Annotated in this window: 20 protein-coding genes; 11 read left to right on the forward strand and 9 right to left on the reverse strand. The window is 74.5% G+C overall.

Annotated features, from left to right (window positions below; all coding sequences use genetic code 11):
* Positions 1-15: 15 nt before the first annotated feature.
* Together Phou_RS33455 and Phou_RS33460 are read right to left on the reverse strand one after the other, a co-directional pair.
* Complete coding sequence (locus Phou_RS33455) at positions 16-1332, reverse strand: DUF4118 domain-containing protein (RefSeq protein WP_218579319.1); 1317 nt, start codon at positions 1330-1332, stop codon at positions 16-18.
* Positions 1329-1697, reverse strand: coding sequence for a response regulator transcription factor (locus Phou_RS33460; RefSeq protein ID WP_173063647.1), 369 nt, complete (start codon positions 1695-1697; stop codon positions 1329-1331). Before Phou_RS33460 ends, Phou_RS33455 begins: the two co-directional genes overlap by 4 nt.
* Before the next feature lie 193 nt (positions 1698-1890).
* Here Phou_RS33460 and Phou_RS33465 point away from each other — a divergent pair, with 193 nt between their 5' ends.
* The 3 genes from Phou_RS33465 to Phou_RS33475 all read left to right on the forward strand — a co-directional run bounded on the left by Phou_RS33465 (position 1891) and on the right by Phou_RS33475 (position 4473).
* Entirely contained in the window at positions 1891-2748 is an 858-nt protein-coding gene (locus Phou_RS33465) for an aldo/keto reductase (protein ID WP_173063650.1), read from the forward strand.
* A gap of 84 nt (positions 2749-2832) precedes the next feature.
* Positions 2833-3792: a PrsW family intramembrane metalloprotease gene (locus tag Phou_RS33470; protein ID WP_246274028.1), complete on the forward strand. Its 960-nt coding sequence runs from the start codon at positions 2833-2835 to the stop codon at positions 3790-3792.
* Between the two features lie 36 nt (positions 3793-3828).
* Positions 3829-4473, forward strand: a complete 645-nt coding sequence (locus tag Phou_RS33475) for a response regulator (protein ID WP_218579401.1) — start codon at positions 3829-3831, stop codon at positions 4471-4473.
* Positions 4474-4564: 91 nt separating this feature from the next.
* Here Phou_RS33475 and Phou_RS54675 read toward each other — a convergent pair whose 3' ends face one another.
* From Phou_RS54675 to Phou_RS33485, 4 genes are all read right to left on the reverse strand, one after another.
* Positions 4565-4687 (reverse strand): hypothetical protein, encoded by a 123-nt coding sequence (locus Phou_RS54675; protein ID WP_281365107.1) that lies wholly within the window; start codon positions 4685-4687, stop codon positions 4565-4567.
* A 49-nt stretch (positions 4688-4736) separates the two neighbouring features.
* On the reverse strand, positions 4737-5201 hold the full coding sequence (locus tag Phou_RS51465) for a helix-turn-helix domain-containing protein (RefSeq protein WP_218579320.1): 465 nt from the start codon (positions 5199-5201) through the stop codon (positions 4737-4739).
* Positions 5198-5665 (reverse strand): hypothetical protein, encoded by a 468-nt coding sequence (locus Phou_RS51470; RefSeq protein WP_218579321.1) that lies wholly within the window; start codon positions 5663-5665, stop codon positions 5198-5200. The genes Phou_RS51465 and Phou_RS51470 overlap by 4 nt, the downstream gene beginning before the upstream one ends.
* Before the next feature lie 76 nt (positions 5666-5741).
* Positions 5742-6731, reverse strand: coding sequence for an alpha/beta hydrolase (locus Phou_RS33485; protein WP_173063656.1), 990 nt, complete (start codon positions 6729-6731; stop codon positions 5742-5744).
* 152 nt (positions 6732-6883) lie between these two features.
* On the opposite strand from Phou_RS33485, the gene Phou_RS33490 reads away from it, so the two are divergent.
* The 3 genes from Phou_RS33490 to Phou_RS33500 all read left to right on the forward strand — a co-directional run bounded on the left by Phou_RS33490 (position 6884) and on the right by Phou_RS33500 (position 8765).
* The gene (locus Phou_RS33490) at positions 6884-7783 is read left to right on the forward strand and encodes a DUF5995 family protein (RefSeq protein WP_173063659.1); all 900 of its coding nucleotides are present in this window, start codon (positions 6884-6886) and stop codon (positions 7781-7783) included.
* A gap of 16 nt (positions 7784-7799) precedes the next feature.
* Positions 7800-8333: a DUF6817 domain-containing protein gene (locus Phou_RS33495; protein ID WP_173063662.1), complete on the forward strand. Its 534-nt coding sequence runs from the start codon at positions 7800-7802 to the stop codon at positions 8331-8333.
* Between the two features lie 87 nt (positions 8334-8420).
* Entirely contained in the window at positions 8421-8765 is a 345-nt protein-coding gene (locus Phou_RS33500) for an STAS domain-containing protein (RefSeq protein WP_173063665.1), read from the forward strand.
* Here the strand turns inward: Phou_RS33500 and Phou_RS33505 are convergent.
* Positions 8762-9475, reverse strand: coding sequence for a DUF4142 domain-containing protein (locus Phou_RS33505; RefSeq protein WP_246274029.1), 714 nt, complete (start codon positions 9473-9475; stop codon positions 8762-8764). The genes Phou_RS33500 and Phou_RS33505 overlap by 4 nt on opposite strands.
* 334 nt (positions 9476-9809) lie before the next feature.
* Here Phou_RS33505 and Phou_RS33510 point away from each other — a divergent pair, with 334 nt between their 5' ends.
* From Phou_RS33510 to Phou_RS51475, 5 genes are all read left to right on the forward strand, one after another.
* On the forward strand, positions 9810-10487 hold the full coding sequence (locus Phou_RS33510) for a response regulator transcription factor (RefSeq protein WP_173063671.1): 678 nt from the start codon (positions 9810-9812) through the stop codon (positions 10485-10487).
* A 121-nt stretch (positions 10488-10608) separates the two neighbouring features.
* The gene (locus tag Phou_RS33515; protein WP_173063674.1) at positions 10609-11949 is read left to right on the forward strand and encodes a HAMP domain-containing sensor histidine kinase; all 1341 of its coding nucleotides are present in this window, start codon (positions 10609-10611) and stop codon (positions 11947-11949) included.
* Positions 11946-12506 (forward strand): GerMN domain-containing protein, encoded by a 561-nt coding sequence (locus Phou_RS33520; protein ID WP_173063677.1) that lies wholly within the window; start codon positions 11946-11948, stop codon positions 12504-12506. Before Phou_RS33515 ends, Phou_RS33520 begins: the two co-directional genes overlap by 4 nt.
* Before the next feature lie 184 nt (positions 12507-12690).
* On the forward strand, positions 12691-16608 hold the full coding sequence (locus Phou_RS50695) for a ThuA domain-containing protein (RefSeq protein WP_281365108.1): 3918 nt from the start codon (positions 12691-12693) through the stop codon (positions 16606-16608).
* Positions 16563-18179, forward strand: coding sequence for an OmpL47-type beta-barrel domain-containing protein (locus Phou_RS51475; protein WP_281365127.1), 1617 nt, complete (start codon positions 16563-16565; stop codon positions 18177-18179). Before Phou_RS50695 ends, Phou_RS51475 begins: the two co-directional genes overlap by 46 nt.
* An 85-nt stretch (positions 18180-18264) precedes the next feature.
* Here Phou_RS51475 and Phou_RS33535 read toward each other — a convergent pair whose 3' ends face one another.
* Together Phou_RS33535 and Phou_RS33540 are read right to left on the reverse strand one after the other, a co-directional pair.
* Entirely contained in the window at positions 18265-19311 is a 1047-nt protein-coding gene (locus Phou_RS33535; protein WP_173063680.1) for a DUF5937 family protein, read from the reverse strand.
* A gap of 4 nt (positions 19312-19315) precedes the next feature.
* Positions 19316-20668, reverse strand: coding sequence for a M20 family metallopeptidase (locus Phou_RS33540; protein WP_173063683.1), 1353 nt, complete (start codon positions 20666-20668; stop codon positions 19316-19318).
* Between the last annotated feature and the right edge of the window lie 147 nt (positions 20669-20815).

Here is a 20815-nt window from a genome sequence, read left to right on the forward strand (position 1 = left end):
CCAGGCCGGCAGTCCTCACAGGGGCAGCGACACGTCCACGGTGGTGCCCTCACCCGGCGGGCTGGTGACCCGGATCGAGCCGCCCAGCGCCTCCACCCGGTCGCGCAGGCCGGTGATGCCGGAGCCGCGGCCCGGGTCGGCGCCGCCCGCCCCGTCGTCGCGCACCCGCAGCGTCAGCGCGCCCGCGCCGGCCTCGAGCGTGACCGCCACGTGCGTGGCCGCGGCGTGCTTGGCGGTGTTCGTGACCGCCTCCGAGACCACGTAGTACGCGGCCACCTCCACCGGCTCGGGAAACCGCCGCGCGGAGCGGACGTCCAGCTCGACCGGCACCCCGGCGCGGCGGGCGAGCGTGCGTAGCGCCGGGCCCAGCCCGCCCTCGGACAGGATCACCGGGTGGATGCCGCGGGACAGCTCGCGCAGCTCGTCCAGTGCCTCGGTCAGGTCGCCGGCCATCCGGTCGAGGTCGGCGCGCACCTGGGGGAGTCCGGCCGGCACCGCGCTCTCCACCTGCCGCAGCTCCAGCGCGAGCGAGACGAGACGCTGCTGCGCGCCGTCGTGCAGGTCGCGCTCCAGCCGGCGGCGCGTGGCGTCGGTCGCGGCGATGACCCGGGCCCGCGAGGCGGCCAGCTGGGCGCGGCTCTCCGCGTTCGCCACCGCGATCGCGACGATCTCGGTGAACTCGGCGATCCGCCGCGGCGCCCCGGCCGGAAACCGCTCGCCGTCGCGGCGGGCGGTGAGCGCGCCCCACGCCTGGCCGCCGACGACGACCGGCACCACCAGCTCGTCGGCCCCCGGCCCCGGCGCGCCGCCGCTCGCGGCGACCACCGTGCTGGTGCCGTCCGGTTCGAGGCGGGTGACCGCCGCGCGGTCGGCGCCCAGCAGCCGCCGCAGCTCCTGCACCACCGTCGCGAACACCTCCGCCGGCGGCGCCTCGCGCGCCACCTCGGTCGCCACCCGCCGCAGCGCCGCCTGCTCGGCGGACAGGCGTGCCGAGTGCTCCGCCGCCCGCCGCAGCCGGGCCGCCAGGTTGCCCACGACGACGGCGGTGACGAGGAAGACGCCGGTCGCCGCGGCGTTGTCGACCTCGGTAAACCACCAGCGCCGGCTGGAGGGCAGGAACAGGTGCCCGAACAGCGCCGTGCTCGCCACCGACACCACCGCCGCCGGGCCGGCACCCCAGCGGACCGCGACGGGCAGGACCGCCAGCAGGTACAGCGGGAGCAGGCCGAGCGCCGGAAGGTGCGGCTCCAGCAGGGCGACCGCCCCGGTCACCGCCGCGACCGCCACCGCGCCGGCCGGCAGCCCGCGCAGCCAGCGGGCGGCGCCCGTCAAGACCTCTCCGGTACCAGCTCGCGCACCGCGCCCCCGGACAGCTGCGCCTTCCACACGAAGCCGGCGGCCGGGCTGAGCGCGATCAGGTCGGCGTAGTCCTCCTCCCGGCGGGTGGAGATGAGGACGACCCGCGCGCGCAGGTCGGGGTGACGCTCCACGAGCCGGCGGGTGAGGTCGAAGCCGCTCTCCGCGCCGAGGGCGATGTCCACCAGCACCACGTCCGGGTGGAGGCGGTCGGCCTGCGCCAGGGCGTCCGCCACGGTCGACGCGGTGCCCACGACCTCGAGGCCGTCGCGCTCCAGGCTCGTCCTCGCGACGGCCAGGAACCGCGCGTTGTCGTCGACGATCAGGCAGCGGCTCACCATGCACCGAGCATGGCAGCCGGCCCGCGGTCGCCGCATTCCCGGTAGCAGGTAATCGGTTCGCCGGTGGGCGTCACGATCCGTGACTACGATCGGAGCGGTGAGTGAGCCGACCCTGGCCGAGCGGCCGGTCGACGTCCTGCGGCACCTCGCCAACCCGCGCCCGTCCTTCACCCGCTAAAGGGGGTCAACACCCATGCCAGCGCGGAACACGATGCACGCCTCGATGGCCGGCACGATCGACCTCGGCGGTGACCTCACGGTCAACCGCCTCGGCTACGGCGCCATGCGGATCACCGGTCCCGACATCCTCGGCGAGCCGGCCGACCGCGAGGCCGCGAAGGCCACGCTGCGGCGGGCGGTCGAGCTCGGCGTCAACTTCATCGACACCGCCGACTCGTACGGCCCGCACGTCAGCGAGGAGATCATCCGCGAGGCGCTGTACCCGTACCCGGACGACCTGGTCATCGCCACCAAGGGCGGCCTGACCCGGCGCGGGCCCGGTCCGTGGCCGGAGGACGGCCGGCCGGAGCACCTCGTCGCCGCCTGCGAGGGGAGCCTGCGCCGCCTCGGGCTGGAGCAGATCCCGCTGTACCAGTTCCACCGCCCCGACCCGCGCGTGCCGTACGAGGAGTCGATCGGCGCGCTGGTCACGCTCAAGCGGCAGGGCAAGATCCGGCACATCGGCATCTCCAACGCGGACGAGCAGCAGGTGCGGGTCGCCCAGCGGCTCACGCCCGTGGTGTCCGTCCAGAACAGGTACAATGTGGACGACCGGCGCTCGGAGTCCATTGTGGACCTTTGTGAGCAGGAGTCGATAGCATTTCTGCCCTGGGCACCGATCCACGACCCGGAGGGCAACCCGGCGATCCGCGAGATCGCCGCCCGCCACGGCGCGACCGCCCGCCAGGTCGCACTGGCCTGGCTGCTGGCCCGCTCGCCGTCGATCCTGCCGATCCCCGGCACCGGCTCGGTGGCCCACCTGGAGGAAAACGTGGCGGCCGCCGCCATCGACCTGACGCCGGCCGAGGTGGCCACCCTCCGGCGGGCGTGAAGCACCGGATACCTGCTAGCCGGTACCCATGACGGAGGCTGGCGGCGAAGCGCGGAGGGCGCCCTCGCTGCCAGCCTTCTATCCATGAGCGCGATGACCTCCTACGCCCCGCCGGCACCGTACCCGGCCGTCCACACCCCCGCGGCGATCCGCCCCCGCCGCCGCGTCCCGAGCTGGCTCAAGCTCTTCCTGTCCGGCGCCGCGCTGTGGGCGGCGACCGTGGTGATCACGTTCGCCACGGGCAACGTCAACCTCGTACCGACCGTGATCCTGCTCGGCAGCTTCCTGGTGCCGGTCACGTTCGTGGCCTTCGCGTTCGCCCGCGCCGACGGCGTGCTGACCGCCCAGCGCATCTTCACCGCGTTCGTGGTCGGCGGCGTGCTGGGCGTGCTGGGCGCCTCGGTGCTGGAGTCCGCCCTGCTGCGGCAGCCGTCCGGCCTCGGCTTCGTGGGCGTCGGCCTCATCGAGGAGGCGGTGAAGCTCGGCGCGCTGTGGCTGCTGGCCCGCCGCCTGCCCCGGTACACCGTCCGGGACGGCATGGTGCTCGGCGCCGCGGTCGGCTTCGGGTTCGCCGCGCTGGAGAGCGCCGGCTACGCGTTCACGTCTCTCTTCACGCCCGGCGGCCTGTCCCTGCTGAACGTCGTGGAGACCGAGGCCCTGCGCGGCGCCCTCGCCCCGGTCGGGCACGGCCTGTGGACCGCGATCCTGGGCGGCGCGCTGTTCGCCACCGCGGCCCGTACCCGCAGCGGCCGGCCCCGCCCGCGCGGCTCGGTGCTCGGCTGGTTCCTCGTGGTCTCCGCGCTGCACGCGATGTGGGACGCGGCCGGCATCGTCGCGGTGTGGCTGACGCTGCTGCTGACCGGCACCGCGAGCCAGCTGCGGATGGTCGAGCTCGGCCAGGCGCCCGGCGTGACGCAGGCCCAGGTGCACGTGTACACGGTGCTCAACTGGGGCCTGCTCGCCGCCGACGCGGCGGTGGGCGTGCTGCTGCTCTGGCTGCGGTGGCGGAGGCAGGGGCGGCGGGCGCCCGCCGGTACCCGATAATGCTGAACCATGACCGAGACCGGCGAGACGACCCCGTTGCGGGTCGTCGTCGCCGATGACGACGTCCTGCTCCGCGAGGGCCTGGCGAGCCTGATGGAGCGCTCCGGCCTCGACGTGGTGGCACAGGCCGGCGACGGGTCCGCGCTCCTCGCGGAGGTCCGGCGGACCCGGCCCGACCTGGCCGTCATCGACATCCGGATGCCGCCGACCCACACCACCGAGGGGCTCGACGCGGCCCGCGCCATCCGGCAGGAGCACCCGGACACGGCGATCCTCGTGCTGTCCGCGCACGCCGAGTTCGACCACGCCATGGAGCTGCTGGCCAGCGGGCGCGCGGTCGGCTACCTGCTGAAGAGCCGGGTCAGCGACGTCGCCGAGTTCATCGACACGCTCGCCCGGGTCGGTCGCGGCGGCTCGGTGGTCGACCCGGCGCTGATCCAGGAGCTCGTCTCCGCGCGCCGCCGCAACGACCCGCTCGCGGCGTTGAGCTCGCGGGAGCGGGAGGTGCTGTCGCTGATGGCCGAGGGGCGCTCCAACGCGGGCATCGCCAAGCGGCTGTGGCTGACCGAGGGCACGGTGGAAAAGCACGTGCGGCACATCCTGGCCAAGCTCGAGCTGCCCGAGGCGGGCGAGGACCACCGCCGCGTGCTCGCCGTGCTCACGTTCCTCGACGCCCGCTGATTCGTTCTCCCGACGCTCGCTGAGTCGTGAGTCAGCTTGTTGAGCGGCGGCTCAGCTTGTTGAGCGGCGGCTCAGCTTGTTGAGCGGCGGCTCAGCGCAGCACGAGGTTGAAGAAGACCGTCGCCAGCACCGACAGCGCCAGTGACGCCAGGATCATCAGCAGGCAGCCGAGCCCGCCGCCCAGCGGCCTGATCTCCGCGTCACCGATGCGCACGCCGCCGGTTACCCCGCGCCGCCGGTGGTCAGTCCCGTAGCGACGCAGATCACGCCGGCCGGTGCAGCCTGCGCAGCGCCAGCGCGAGCTGGAGGCGAAGCTTGCCGTGCGCGTCGCGCACGGCCCAGCCCAGCTGGCGCTCGGCGTGCGCGAGGCGGTCCTGCAGCGTCGAGTGGTGCAGCGTCAGCATGGCCGCCGCCGTGCGCAGGCTCGGGGTGACCGCGACCGCGTGCAGCGTCGCCAGCGTCCACGGCGCCGCCGCGGCCGCCCGCTCCAGCGCCGCCACGTCCGGCGAGGGGGGCGTGCCCGGCCCCACCGCCTCGGCCAGCACCGCCAGGCCGCCGAGCTCGTCCGCGTACACGACCGGTTGGCCGGGATCGCGCTCCGTGCCCTCCGCGGTGAGCCGCAGTGCGACGCGCGCCGCGGCCCAGGAGCGGGGCAGGTCGGCCACGGGCACCGCGGGGCCCACGCCGGCCCGCCGGCCCGCCCCGCCGTCCGGGGCGGCGGCCGTCACCAGCGCGGTGCCGTCGGCCAGCGCGACCGCGCGGGCCGTCGCGGTGGGGGACAGGCCCAGCCGGCGGGCGGCGCCCAGGCGCGCGGGCTCCGGCGCCGCGGCGTCGAGGACGAGCTCGACGAGGGCCGGGTCCGCGGGTGCCGGCGCCCGCCCCGGGTGCGGTCCAGGGCCGCGCGGGCCGCCACGGCGGCCCGTTCCAGGATCATCGCGTCGAGCGCCCCGCGGTCACCGCCGCGTTCGAGCCACAAAACCGACGACCCATCCGGTACGAGCGGTGTGGTGACCCAGTCCGGGTGCGGAGTCCCGCCGCGGTCGTCCCGGTGCCCGTCCCCGGTGACCCGGACCCGCACCCGCCGTCCGGGGTCGGCCAGCCCCGCCGGGCAGCCGGCGAGCACGGCCGCGCCGCGGACGATCGCCTCCAGGCCGGCGTGCGCCTCGGCGAGCCGGTCGAAGTACCCGATCACGCGCAGCGCCGCCCCGCGTCCGGATCCACGGCCGCGAGCCGCCCGGCCAGCTCCCTCATGGGCCCATCCTGCCAGCTCAGGCTCCCAGCAGCCGGTGCAGCCAGCGCTGCCGGGGCGCCCGCGCGTCCTGCGAGATCGCCGCCTGCGGGGCCAGCCCCTCGAACCCGTGGAAGCCGCCCGGCCACACGTGCAGCTCCGCCTGCCCGCCGGCCAGCCAGATGCGGGTGGCGTAGTCGACGTCCTCGTCCCGGAACGTCTCCGCCGACCCCACGTCGATGTACGCCGGCGGCAGCCCGGACAGGTCGGTGGCGCGTGCCGGCGCCGCGTACGGCGACACGTCCGGCCCGCCGCGCCGCTCGCCGAGCAGGGCACTCCAGCCGGTGGCGTTCGACGTGCGGTCCCACAGGCCGGAGCCGGCCATCTGGACCGCCGAGGGCGTGTCGTTGCGGTCGTCGAGCATCGGGCACATCAGCAGCTGGCCGAGCAGCGCCGGGCCGCCCCGGTCGCGGGCCATCAGCGCGACCGCCGCGGCGAGGCCACCGCCCGCGCTGCCGCCCACGACGACGACGCGGTCCGGGTCGATGCCCAGCTCGGCCGCGTGCGCCGCCGTCCACACCAGGCCGGCGTAGCAGTCGTCCACCGGCGCGGGATGCGGGTGCTCGGGCGCCAGCCGGTACTCGACCGAGACGACCGCCAGCCCCAGCTCGTGTGCCGTCTCCAGCATGTCGGGCAGGCCGGCGCGGTTGTCGCCGACGACCATGCCGCCGCCGTGGATGTGGTACAGCGCGGCCACGGGCCCCGCGACACCCGTCGGGCGGCAGATGAGCAGTGTGATGTCCGGGTCGCCGGGAGGGCCCGGGACGCCGCGCTCCACCACCTCGAACGCGCCGCCGCGGCGCAGGTCCTCGTGCGTCGCCGACTGGAGCAGCATGCGCTCGCGCAGCGCCGGGACCATGTCCGGCGTCAGCGAGACCGGCATCTCCGGCAGCGCGGCGAGCGCGGCGGCCAGTTCGGGGTCGAACGGCGGCGGCGGGCCGACCGGTACGCCGGCGGCGGTACGTGTCATAGGCCCATCATGATCCACTCGGGCCGCGGCGATCGAGCGCCAGGCGGCGGAGGCTTCCCGCCATCTGGCGGGTTGTCGCTTTGCGTCCGTGGCGCCGCTTCGCCCGCCGGGGGCACGGCGGACCGCGGGCGGGCGTCGCATCATCTACGTTCGTGAACCTGTCGATGCCCCGCCGTCGCACGCTGCGCGCCGCGCTGGCCGTCGTGGTGGTGTCCGTCGCCATCGTCGCCGCACCGAGCCCGGCACGGGCCGCGGCGCCCGGCGACTGCGCCGACGGCAGCCCGTCCTGCGTCGCGGCCACGATCGCCACGATGCGGGCCCGCTTCGCGCCGCTCGGCCGGTCCTGCGCGCACAACGCGGTCTTCGCGCTCACCTACCTGCGCACCACGCAGACCTACGAGTGGGCGCGCGACCAGCCCGGGTTCTTCACCGACCCCGCGTGGGTCAACCACGAGGACGCGGTCTTCGCCCGGCTCTACTTCGACGCGTACGACAGCTGGGCGGCCGGCGCCCGCCTGCGCACGCCCGGCGCCTGGCTGGTGGCCTTCGACGCCGCCCGGGGGCGGAAGGTCACCGCCGCCGGCAACCTGCTGCTCGGCATGAACGCGCACATCAACCGCGACCTGCCGCACGCCCTCGCCGCCGTCGGCCTCACCCGGCCGGACGGGTCGAGCCGCAAGCCGGACCACGACAAGGTCAACGACTTCCTCGCGGCCGTCCTGGCGCCGCTGCAGGTCGAGCTCACCGCCCGCCTCGACCCGACCGGGCTGGCCACGGGGCTGCCGCCGGACAGCGCCTTCCAGCTCATCCTCGGCTGGCGCGAGCAGGCCTGGCGGTACGCCGAGCGGCTGGTCTCCGCGCCGAACCCGGTGGCCCGCGCGCTGGTCGCCGCCGAGATCGAGGCGCACGCGACCGCGCAGGCCGTGCTCTACGCCGGCCTCGCCGCGTACGTGCCGCCGCTGTCCACGCCCGCGGCCCGCGACGCCCACTGCGCCGTACACAACGGCGACCAGCCGCCCGCGTATCCCTTCGGCACCCCGCCGCCGTACTGAACGTAGGCTTCCGCGCATGAGCGCCGAAAGCGACACGCGCGCCTGGCTGCGCGAGCGCGGTGCGGAAGGTGTCGCGCATCCCGGCGGCACCCTCTACGCCCACCTGTCCCGCGTCCACGGCCGCCTCGGCCGGCTCGGGCTGGGCGAGGACGTCCGGCTGGCGGGCCTGGCCCACGCGGCGTACGGCACGGACGGCTTCGACCTCGCCCTGCTCGACCCCGCCGAACGCCCCACCCTGCGCGCCCTGGTCGGCGAGCCGGCCGAGCACCTCGTGTACCTGTACGGCGGCTGCGACCGCGACCGCACCTGGCCGCGCCTGGCCGAGACCGGCGAGGTGTGGGACCGGTTCGCCGGCGGCGCGCGGCGTCTGGAGCCGCCGGTGCTGACCGCGTTCGTCGACCTGACCGTCGTCAACGAGCTGGACGTCGCCGAGCAGGCCCCGGGTTTCGTCGAGGAGCACGGCGACCACTTCCGCCGGCTTTTCGCCAGCTGGGCCGCGATCGCCTCCCCGGCCGTCACCGCCGACGCGCGCCACGTGCTGTCGTTCTAGGCCTAGAAGCGCGACCCCGGCATCCCTGTCACGGGATCGTCATGAGGCCGCGGAGGCGTCTCCACATAGCGGGCCGAGACTGTCCGGATGACGCAGGCGGCGGCGTGCCACGTTCCGGTGGTGGAGGTCTACGTGACGCAGCGGCTCGACGTGGCCTGCCTGCCGGCCGTCCGCCCGGTCCTGGACGCCGCGCTCCGGCTGCGCCCGGACCGCCTCGTGCTCGACGTGGCGGGGTGCGCGACCATCGACGCGGCCGGCATCGGGTTGCTGCTGGACGTGCACCGCGACCTGTGGCGGTCCGGCGCCCGGCTGATGCTGAGGGGGCCGACGCCCCGGCTGCGCCGCGTGCTGCGCATCGCACGGGTGGAGCAGGTGCTGAACATCGTTCCGGAGGAGACCGGACGTCTGCAACGCGATAGAGGTCGACCCTAGCGGGGCTTGAAGAGGCGCCACGTGCCGCCGATGCCGAGCACGCCGGCCACGAGCACGACGACCCAGATGACCATCGGGTTGAACCCACTGCCCGCCGCCGTGCGTGCCAGTGCCGCCTCCTGCAGCGAGTCGACCTTGGGCTGGTCGGCCGGGAGGGCGGCCGGCGGCAGCTCGGCGTAACGGACCAGTCCGGTGCTCTCCAGCAGCGTCATGTGGGTGAGCACGAAACGGTTGGAGTCCTGGGCGAGCTGGCGCACGATCTCGTTTCGGGTGCCCGAGCGGACCGCGCCGATCACTGGGAAAATCTTGCCGTGCGCGGCCCGCAGCCGTTCGACGAAGATTCGGTCGAACTCGCGGTCGGACGCCGCGCCGCGCATTTCGTTGAGCCATTTCTGCTGCTGCTCGTTCGGCTCGGTGGGCAGCTGGACACCGAGCTTGTTGGCCGCGTCCACCACGAGCTGGTCGAGCTCGGCGTGCTGGGCGGCGATCTCCGCACCGACCTCGCGGACCCGCTGCGAGCTGCCCCGCTCCGAGGCCATCTGCCCGGCCGGCATCTCCCACAGGCCGGCCAGCCGCACCCCGTTGAGCAGGGCCAGGTCCGTAGCGCCCAGCTGCGCCGGCCCGGCGGGCTGTGCGCTCGCCGCCGCCGCCGGCGCGGCGAGTGCGAGCGCCAGGCCGACGAACAGGGCCGCGATGCGTGGGGCGATCACGGCAACCATCACCTCCGCGATAAAGCAATCGAAACTGTTTCCGAGGGCACGTTAAAGCGGCTCGAACGATAAAGTCAAACAGCGATTTCTTAAGGAAGAATTGTGTTTCGTGATTGATCCGGACGGCTCGACCGCACGGCTGATACGAAGGCGTTGGAATGCAATAGCCAGGGTACGCCAAATGGCCGCCACCGGCAATTTCCCCGGGGCGGCTGCGAAACACCTCGAAACAGATCCTCGACCCCGGATATGGCGATCCTTCCGCGGTTGTATGACAGTCGTGTGACAGCCGCCGGCACAAGCGTGATCCGCGCGCGTGGTCCATGATGCGTGGATGGAACAGGTGCTGCTGATCGAAGACGACGACCGGATCCGGCTGTCGTTGACGCTCGGGTTGGAGGACGAGGGCTACGCGGTGCGCGGCGCCGCCACCGCCGAGGAGGGCCTTGTCGCGCAGCGGCGGGAGCCCGCCGACACCGTGCTCGTCGACCTGATGCTGCCCGGCGCCGACGGCTTCGAGTGCATCCGCCAGCTGCGCAGCCGCGACGACGTACCCATCGTGGTCGTCAGCGCCCGCGACGACACCCACGACATCGTGGCCGCGCTGGAGGCCGGCGCCGACGACTACCTCGTCAAGCCGGTCGCGGTGAAGGAGCTGTCGGCGCGCCTGCGCGCGCTGCGGCGGCGGGCCCGGGCCAGCGCGGTCGCGGCTGTGCCGGCGCTGGTCTTCGGCGACCTGGAGATCCGCCCGGAGGCCGGCGAGGTGGCCGTCGGCGGCCGTCCGGTGGCGCTGACCCGCACCGAGTTCCGCCTGCTGTGCGAGCTGGCCCAGCACCCCGGGCGGGTGCTGTCCCGCAGCCAGCTGCTCGAGCGCGTCTGGGAGTACGCGTACGGGGACGAGCGCCTCGTCGACGTCCACGTCGGCCGGATCCGGCAGAAGGTCGAGGCCGACCCGGCCGCGCCGCGGCACCTGGTGACGGTCCGCGGCATGGGCTACAAGCTGACCCGATGAGCGAGCGAACTGGCGCGGCGGCGTCTGGACTGAGCCGGCCAGCCGACGAACTCGCGGTTTCGGGCCGGCGAGGGAAGACGTCGCCTTCAGCGCCGCGTGAGCGAGCGAATCCGGTGGCGGAGTGAGGCGGCCCGGGCTGCGCACGCGGGTGGCGGCGGCGTTCGCGGCCGGCGCGTTCGCCCTCTCCGCCTCGATGGCCGTGCTTTCGTACCAGTTCACCACCCAGGCGCTGATGGCTGGCCGCGAGCGCAACGCGCTGCGCTCGGCGTACCTGGACGCGGGCGTCGCGCAGAACGGGCTGGCCACGCCCGACCCGGACATCGTCGGCGTGCTCCGCTCGCTCAACACCGGCACGACCCGGCGCGCGCTGCTGCACCGTGACGGCCGCTGGTACGCCCGGGACGTCGACGCCGGCGTCACCGACTCGATCCCCGCCGGCGTGCGGCGACTCGTCGAGCAGGGGCAGCTGGGCATGCAGCGGGTGCAGACCGAGACCGGCCCCGCGGTCGTCGTCGGCGTGCCGCTGCCCTCCTCGACCGGGTTCTACGTCATCGACTCGCTGCACGAGCTGGACCACACCCTGCGCGTGCTCGCGCTCGTGCTCACGCTCGTCGCGGCCGGCACGACCGCCGCGGGGGCCGGCCTCGGCTGGTACCTCGCCCGCCGTGCGCTGCGGCCCCTGGACACCGTCGCGGCCGCCGCGCGCGAGATCACCGCGGGCGACCTCGACGCCCGCCTCGACCCGGCCGCGGAGCCCGATCTGGAACGGTTGACGGCGGCCTTCAACCAGATGGTGGACCAGCTCTCCGCCCGCCTGGAACGGGACCGCCGGTTCGCCGCGGACGTCAGCCACGAGCTGCGCTCACCGCTGCAGACGCTGGCCGCCGCGACGAGCGTGCTGGACCGCAACCGGACCCGGCTCGACGACCGCACCGCGACCGCGGTCACGCTGCTGTCCGGCGAGGTCGCGCGCTTCCAGCACCTGGTCACCGACCTGCTCGAGCTGGCCCGCGACGACCAGCCGCAGCGGACACCCGTCGACGTCGCCGACCTGTGCCGCCAGGTGTGCCGCAGCCGCGGGCTGGCGCCGGAGGTCGTGTCCGTCGAGGGCCCGGCCAGGACCTGGGCGGTGGACCGCCGCCGGTTCGCGCAGATCCTCGGCAACCTGCTCGACAACGCCGACCGCCACGGCGGCGGCGCGACCGCCGTGCGCGTGCGGGCCGGCGCCGAGCGCCTCGTGCTGGAGGTCGACGACGAGGGCCCCGGCGTGCGCCCGGAGGACCGCACCGCCATCTTCGACCGGTTCGTGCGCGGACCGGCCGCCGGCGCGCGCGGCGACAGCGACGGGACAGGGCTGGGCCTCGCGCTGGTCGCCCGGCACGCCGCCGCGCACGGCGGGTGCGCCGAGGTCACCGACCGGCCGGGCGGCGGGGCGCGGTTCCGGATCGAGATACCGGCGTGAGGCGCCCGGGCCTCGCGGCGCTCGCGCTCGCCGTCGCGCTCGCCGGCTGCGGCGTCGAGACCGAGGGGCGCGCCCGCCGGGTCAACCCGCCCAGCGGCGTCGCGCACGCCTGGGCCACGCCGACGCCGCCGGACGCCGGCACCGGGGCGGTACCCGAGCGGCTCTACCTCGTCCGGGGCGGCGAGCTGGTCGCGATCACCCGGCACGTCGCCGCCGAGCCCGCCGTGACGCAGCTTGTCGGCGACCTGCTCGCCGGCCCCACGCCGCGGGAGCGGGAGGGCGGGTTGACCAGCGCGCTGCGCCCCACCGACGTCGCCGGCGTCCAGGTGAGCGGCGGCCGCGCGACCGTGGAGCTGACCGAGATGCTCGACGGCAGCGGCCGCACCGACCAGGTGCTCGCCTTCGCCCAGCTCGTCTGCACGCTCACCGCGACGCCCACCGTCACGTCGGTCATGTTCACCCACGCCGGGCAGCCCGTGGGGGTGCCGCGCGCGGACGGCTCGCTCTCGCAGGCGCCGGCCACCGCCGCCGACTACGCGGGCCTGCTCGACCGCTGACGCGTTGACTGCCCGCGTGGCCCGCCGGTACATTCGCGTCAGTACACATCCGACCTTTGACCGCGCGGTGGCACGGCGGCCGGGCCGGACTGTCCACAATGGCCCGAGGGTCATGCCCAGGTGCGGCGGCGCGCCCTGTCCCCTTCGATCCGCTGAGCCACCACTCAGCGGGAAGGAGCGCGTGATGCGCCGACAGATGGCGCCGCTGGCCGCTGCCGCACTCGTCCTCACCGCGCTGGTCGTCCCGGCCGCCCCGGCGCGGGCCGAGGCCGCCGACCCGGTCCTGCAGGAGGTCACGCTCGCCAAGGGCCCGGCGGCGATGGGCGAGCCGATGTCCCTGGCGGTGCTGCCCGACCGCACCGCGCTGCACACCTCCCGCGACGGGCGCATCTTCGCCACCGACCCGCTGGGCGGCACCACGCTCGCCGCGACGATCCCGGTTTACACGCACGACGAGGAAGGGCTGCAGGGCATCGCGGCCGACCCCGGGTTCGCGACCAACCGGTGGATCTACGTGTACTACGCGCCGGTGCTCGCCGGGACCCCCGCCGGCGACGCGCCCGCCAACGGCACCGACGCCGACTTCGCCCGCTGGCAGGGGTACAACCAGCTGTCCCGCTTCACCGTGCGGCCGGACAACACCGTCGACCTCGCCACCGAGAAGAAGCTGCTCCAGGTGACCGCCGACCGGGGCATGTGCTGCCACGTCGGCGGCGACCTCGACTTCGACGCGCGGGGCAACCTCTACCTGAGCACCGGCGACGACACCCAGCCCTGGTCGTCCAGCGGGTACACGCCGATCGACGAGCGCGACGGGTACAGCTGGGCGTTCGACGCGCAGCGCACCGCCGGCAACACCGACGACCTGCGCGGCAAGGTGCTGCGGATCAAGCCGGAGCCCGACGGTACCTACAGCGTCCCGGCCGGCAACCTCTTCCCACCCGGCACGGCGCGGACCCGTCCCGAGATCTACGCGATGGGCTTCCGAAACCCGTTCCGGCTCTCCGTCGACAAGGCCACCGGCACGGTGTACGTCGGCAACTACGCCGCCGACGCCGAGAGCGCGCACCCGGACCGCGGCGACGGCGGCCACCAGGAGTTCGAGCGGATCACCGGTCCGGGCAACTACGGCTGGCCGTACTGCCAGGGTTACAACACGCCCTACAACGACTACGACTTCGCCACCGGCACGTCCGGGCCGACGTTCGACTGCGCCGCGCCGGTGAACGAGTCGCCGCACAACACCGGCCTGCGTGAGCTGCCGCCCGCGCAGCCGGCCTGGATCGCGTACGACGGCGGCATCTCCTCGCCGCTGGGCAACGGCGGCGGCCCGATGGCCGGACCGGTGTACCGCTTCGACCCCGACCTGGACTCGCCCACCAAGCTGCCGCAGAGCTTCGACGGCAGGTTCTTCGCCGGCGAGTTCACCCAGGACTGGATCAAGACGATCACCGCGGACGGCGACGGGAGCGCGGGCACGATCGCCGACTTCCCGTGGACGCACAAGCACATCATGGACCTGGCCATGGGGCCGGAGGGCGCGCTCTACGTGCTCGACTACGGCGCCGGCTGGTTCAACGGCGACGAGCACTCCGCCCTGTACCGCATCGAGACCGCACCCGGCGGCAACCGCGCGCCGACCGCGGTCGTCGACGCGGACAAGACCTCCGGCGCCGGCCCGCTCACCGTGGCGTTCGACGCGACCGGCTCCACCGACCCGGAGGGTGACCCGCTCACGTACGCCTGGGCGTTCGGCGACGGCGGCACCTCGACCCAGCCGGCTCCGACCCACACCTACCAGGCCGACGGCACGTACACGGCGAGGGTGACCGTCACCGACCCGGCCGGCAACGTCGGCAACGCCACCGTCACGGTCACCGTCGGCAACACCGCGCCGACCGTCACCATCACCGGTCCGGCCGAGGGCGCGGTGTTCGGCTTCGGCGACGCGATCCCGTACACCGTCACGGTCTCGGATCCGGAAGACTCCACCGTGGACTGTGCGAAGGTGACGGTCAGCTTCGTGCTCGGCCACGACCAACACGGCCACCCGATCACCAGCGAGACCGGCTGCACCGGCGTGCTGCACACGACGGCCAACAGCGAGCACAGCCCGAGCGACAACCTCTTCGGCGTGATCGACGCGTCGTACACGGACGCCGGCGGGCTCGCCGCGAACGCGCAGGTCGTCATCCAGCCGCGGCACCGGCAGGCCGAGCACTTCGCCACCTCCAGCGGCGGCCTCGCCGTCACGCCGAGCCCGCGCGCCGAAGGCAGCTTCGTCGGTGCCATCCACAGTGGAGACTGGATCGGCTTCAGCCCGTACGACCTCGACCGCGTCACCGGGATCACCGCGGTCGTCGCGTCCGGCGGGGACGGCGGCCAGATCCAGGTGCGCACCGGCGCGCCGGACGGCCCGGTCGCCGGCACCCTCACGGTGCCCGGCACCGGCGGCTGGGAGACGTTCACGACCGTGACCGGCGCGATCTCGGCACCGGCCGGCACCGGAAGCGTGTACCTCACGTTCAGCGGCGCCGATGGCCGCGACCTGTTCAACGTGGACAGCTTCACGTTCCTCGGCGGCGGCACCGGCGACGGCGACCTCGCCCGCGGCCGCCCGGTCACCGCCTCCTCCACCTACGAGGCGTACCGGGTGCCCGAGCTCGTCACCGACGGCGACAGCACCACCCGCTGGTCCAGCGAGTACTCCGATCCACAGTGGATAACCGTCGACCTCGGCGCGGTGCACGAGCTGCGCCGCGTGCGGCTGAACTGGGAGACCGCCTTCGCGCGGGCGTACCAGCTGCAGACCTCGGCCGACGGCCAGCAGTGGACGACCGTACACGGCACGACCGCGGGTGACGGCGGCATCGACGAGATCCGGTTCGAGGGATCCGGCCGCTACGTGCGCGTGTACGGCACCCAGCGGGCCACCGGCTGGGGCTACTCCCTGTACGACGTCAACGTGTACGGCGAGTCCCAGGGCGAGCCGCCCGGCTACCGGGTGCTGCTGTTCTCCAAGACGACCGGCTTCCGGCACGACTCGATCCCGGCCGGCGTCGCGGCGATCGAGCGGCTCGGCGAGGAGCACGGGTTCGCCGTCGACGCCACCGAGGACGCGGCCGCGTTCACCGCCGAAAACCTCGCCCGGTACAAGGCCGTCGTCTTCCTCTCCACGACCGGCGACGTGCTCGACGCGAGCCAGCAGGCGGCCTTCGAGGGGTACATCCGGGGCGGCGGCGGCTTCGCCGGCATCCACGCGGCGGCCGACACCGAGTACGACTGGCCCTGGTACGGCGGCCTCGTCGGCGCCTACTTCCAGTCGCACCCGGCGACCCAGGAGGCGACCGTGCGCCTCGAGGACCGCGCCAACCCGTCCACCGCGCACCTCCCGCCGACCTGGACCCGCACCGACGAGTGGTACGACTACCGCACCAACCCGCGCGCCGACGTGAAGGTGCTCGCCAGCCTCGACGAGTCCAGCTACAGCGGCGGCGGCATGGGCGCCGACCACCCGATCACCTGGTGCCAGCGGTACGACGGCGGCCGCTCCTGGTACACCGGGATGGGCCACACCGCCGAGTCGTACGCCGACGAGAACTACCTCGCGATGCTGCTGGGCGGCATCCGGCTGGCGGCCGGGGACGCGGCGGGCGACTGCCGGCCGGAGAGCGGCTACACGCCGCTGTTCGACGGCACGCGGGCCAGCCTCGACCAGTGGCGGCAGGCCGGCCCGGGCGGGTTCACGCTGGAAGACGGCACGATCAGCTCGTTCGGCGGCATGGGCCTGCTGTGGTTCCCGGTCCGCACGTTCAGCGACTACTCGCTCAAGGTCGACTGGATGATGCCGGGCGACGACAACGGCGGCGTGTTCATCGGCTTCCCCAACCCCGGCGACGACCCGTGGGCGCCGGTCTCGGCCGGCCACGAGATCCAGATCGACGCCACCGACAACGACCCGACCCGCACGACCGGCAGCGTGTACAGCTTCAAGGCGCCGGACACCGCCCTGCGCGAGGCCAACCTCAACGGACCGGGGAGTGGAACTCATACGACATCCGGGTCAGCGGCCAGCACGTCGAGGTCCACCTCAACGGCGTGAAGATCACCGAGTACACCAGCGACCGGGCCGTCGCGGACGGCTACATCGGGGTACAGAACGACGGCGCCGGCCTCGACATCAGCTACCGGAACATCCGCGTCCGCGCCGGTGGCGTCACCGGTGAAGACCTGGCTCGCGGCAAGCCGACGCAGGCGTCCACGGTGGAGGCTGGCTCGACCCACGCCAGCGGCAACGCGGTGGACGGCAACTCCGCGACCCGGTGGGGCAGCGAGCACAGCGATCCACAGTGGATCAGCGTGGATCTCGGCGCGGTGTACGACCTCCGCCGCGTACGCCTCAACTGGGAGGCGGCGTTCGCGAGGTCGTACGAGATCCAGGCGTCGACCGACGGCATCGACTGGGCGCCCGTGTACAGCACCACGGCCGGCGACGGCGGCATCGACGACGTCGAGGTGGCCGGCGAGGCACGCTATGTGCGGATCTACTGCGCGCAGCGGGGGACGCAGTGGGGTTACTCGCTGTGGGAGCTGAACGTCTACGGCGCGCCCACCGGCGGCACCGACACCACCGCGCCGTCCACACAGGCCGCGGTGGCCGGGCCGCGGACCGGCGGCTGGTACACGGGCGCGGCGGCGGTCACGCTGGCCGCCTCCGACGAGCCGGGCGGCAGCGGCGTGGCGTACACGCAGTACCAGGTGGACGGTGCGACGGCATGGACCGTCTACGGCGGACCGTTCGAGGTGACCGGCGACGGGGCGCACGAGGTGCGCTTCCGCTCCACCGACAGGGCGGGCAACGTCGAGCAGGCCGGCCGGGTGGCGCTGCGCACCGACGCGACGGCGCCGCTGACCACCGCGACGTTCGCGCCGCCGGGCGACGGCGGCTGGCACGCGGGAGCGGTACCCGTGACGCTGGCCGCGACCGACGGCGGCGCCGGCGTGGCCACCACCCAGTGGTCGCTCGACGGCGGCCCGTGGACCGCCTACACCGGGCCGGTCGACATCATCGGCGACGGCGAGCACGAGCTGCGCTACCGGGCCACCGACACGGCCGGCAACGCCGAGGCCCTCAAGTCGGCGGTGGTCAAGGTGGACGGCACGAACCCGACCACCATCGTGGCCGGTGTCGCGGACGGCGGGCTCTACGGCGACAGCCAGGACGTGCGGATCACGTACCAGGCGGTCGACCCGGCGTCCGGCATCGCCACGACGGCCGGCACGATGGACGGCGCCGGGTACCCGAGCAACCGCCTCCAACCCCTCTACGACCTCGGGTTGGGCCTGCACGAGCTGACCGTGACCGCCACCGACAGGGCCGGCAACCGCACGACCACGACGGTGCGCTTCTACGTCACGACGTCGTTCCGCGACCTGGCCAGCCTGGTCGACCGCTTCCGCGCGACCGGCCAGCTCTCCAAAGCCGCGCACCAGAAGCTGTCGAACAAGGTGGACGCGGCCCGCGCCTCGGAGGCGGCCGGCAACGACCGGCGCGCGCTGCAGCAGCTGGCCGCCCTCCGCACGCTGGTCACCGATCCCGCGCTGGTACCGGACGCGGACGTGCGGGCGGTGCTGACCCGCGACATCGACGCATTGACCGCCACGCTCACCTAGCAGCGGTGGTGACGCACCCGGCGGCCTGGGGTGAGGCCGCGGGAGCAACGGTCCGGACCACGACGGGCGTCGCGGTAGCCCGGATCTAGTGTTGGAGCGCGGTGGCCACGTCCTGGCCGATGCGTTCGACGGCGGCCAGGTCGAGGCCGTAGTGCACGAACCGTCCGTTGCGCTCGACCCGCACCAGGCCGAGGTCGCGCAGCACCCGCAGGTGGCGGGAGACCTGGGGCCGGGTCATCGAGAGGCGGTCGGCGAGGTCGGCGGTGGTCATCGCCTGGCGGGCGATCAGGCGGCACAGGCGCACGCGGCGCGGGTCGGTCAGGCCCAGCAGGCGGCTGCGGGCGAGGGTCACGCCGACGTCGGGCGCGTCGACCGGGAAGTGTACGACCGGCGCCAGGCCCGGCTCGTTCTTGACCAGCAGGTGCGGCGCGCCGTAGCGGGTGGGTATCAGCGTGACCGGCGTGCGGGCCGGGCTGACCACCGCGTGGTGGACCTTGTCGAAGACCACCCGCGCGGGCCCGCTCGCCGGCGTGACCAGGCGGGCGCTTCCCGGGCTGAGCGACAGCAGCGCGGCCGCCGGGCCCTGGTCGGCGAGGCGCTGGCGCAGCAGGTGGCCGGCCGCGGTGAGCAGCGGCTCGGTGCGCGCCCAGACGTCGGCGAAGAAGACGTGGCGGCACAGGTCGACGAAGGCGTGCACGTCGGCCCGTACCGCCTCGGCGTCGTGGAGCAGGTCCTCGGCCAGGCGCAGGTGCGGGTCGGGGAGGCGGGAGGCGGTCTGGCGCAGCAGCGCCGCCTGTTCGGGGTCGTGCCGCACGCGGCTGAAGTCGAAGCCGGTGTAGCCGCTCGCGCAGGTGTACGCGGTCAGCTCCGCGAACGTGTCCAGCCCCATGCCGTCCGAGCCGGGGTAGAAGCCGCGCCATCGCAGCGCGTTCCACAGTGGAGCGAGGCGCCGCAGGCCGGTGCGGAAGGCGGGCGGGGCGTTCGCGGTCACCTCGCCGACCCAGGGGGCGTGCTCGGCGTGGTGGTCCGGCCCGGTGAGCACGTGCAGGCACGCCGCGAGCTCGGCCAGCGGCGACACGGTCACGGCGAACCGGTCGGGTCCCACCCCGCCCAGCACGATCACGACCGACATGGCTCTATTCTCGGCCGGACCCGGCCCGTTCGCCGCCCGCGGGCGCGCCCATCCCCGCCCGAAGGCCGCCCGCGCGCTCGCCGCCCGCCCCTTCACCGTCCGCGCCCACGCCACCAGCGAGCGAGCCGCCCGCAAGCGAGGCACTCACGCCACCAGCAGGCGAGGTGCCCGCGAGCGACGCGCCCGCGGATGCCGCGAACTCGGCCCGCGCCGCCGCGAGCAGCTCCGGCTCGGTGAGCAGGTCGGCGACCACGCGCGCCAGCCCGGCCGCGGCGACCTGGGTGCGGTCGTGCGCGAACGGCGTCGCCGCCGCGTCCCGCATCGGCTCGGAGTGGCTGGGCGTGCCGGCGTCGGCGATCTGGATGTACGGGTGGATCACCGGCATCAGGTGCGACAGGTTGCCGATGTCCGAGGAGCCCGCGGGGCTGCCCGGCCCGTCGGCGGTGATCGGCACGCCGAGCGCGCGCACCGCCGCGCCGAACCGTTCGGCGAGCGCCATGTTGTTGCGCCGCTCGGCGTAGCGGGGGCCGGTCTCCCGCACCCGCGCCCGCGTGCCGGTCGCGAGCGCCGCGCCGTCGGCCGCGTCGGTGATCCGCCGCACCAGCGACTCGACCGACACCGCCGTCGTGTCCCGCGCGTAGAGGTCGACCGTGGCGTGCGCGGGCACCACGTTCGGTGCCTGGCCGCCGTCGGTGACGATGCCGTGCAGCCGCGCGGTCGGCGGCACGAACTGGCGCATCGCGTCGAGCGCCTGCAGGAAGAGCTGGGCGCCGGAGAGTGCGCTGCGGCCCAGCCACGGCGAGACGGAGGCGTGCGCGCTCACCCCGGTGAAGTCGACCCGCAGGTGCGCGGCGGCGAGGCCGGGCCGCGCGGTCAGCGAGCGGTCGCCGGGGTGCACCATCACGGCCGCGTCCACCGCGTCGAAGATGCCCGCCTCGGCGAGCCGGATCTTGCCGGCGCCGCCCATCTCCTCGCCGGGCGTGCCGATCACGGCGACCGTGCCCGCGTGCCCGGGCAGCGCGCGGACCACGGCGATCGCGGCCGCCGCGCCGCCGGCGGCGATGAGGTTGTGGCCGCAGCCGTGGCCGACGCCGGGCAGCGCGTCGTACTCGGCGAGCACCGCCACGCACGGCCCGGGCGACCGCCCCTCGTGCACGGCCACGAACGCGGTCGCCAGCCCGCCGGCCGGCGACCGCACCGTGAACCCCTCCTCGCCCAACCAGCCGGTGAGCAGCTCGTGGGCGTGAAACTCGGCGAACTTCAGCTCCGGCCGCGCGTGGATGGCGAGGCTCACCTCGTCCATCCGGGGGCGCAGGGCGTCGAGCGCGGCGACGAGGTCATCAAGCGTGAGTGACATGCCCCACAGCGTGCGGCCCGCGGTGGTCGCCGCCCGCGCGGTTGCCGCGCGCCAGGTAACCCTCGGATTACCCGCGTCCGCGTCAGCTGCGGACCGTTTGCTCCCGCGGGCACCGCTGCGGCCGGCGGCTCGCTCGGCGCTCGCCGA

It is taken from the genome of Phytohabitans houttuyneae (genome assembly GCF_011764425.1).
Lineage (GTDB): Bacteria > Actinomycetota > Actinomycetes > Mycobacteriales > Micromonosporaceae > Phytohabitans > Phytohabitans houttuyneae.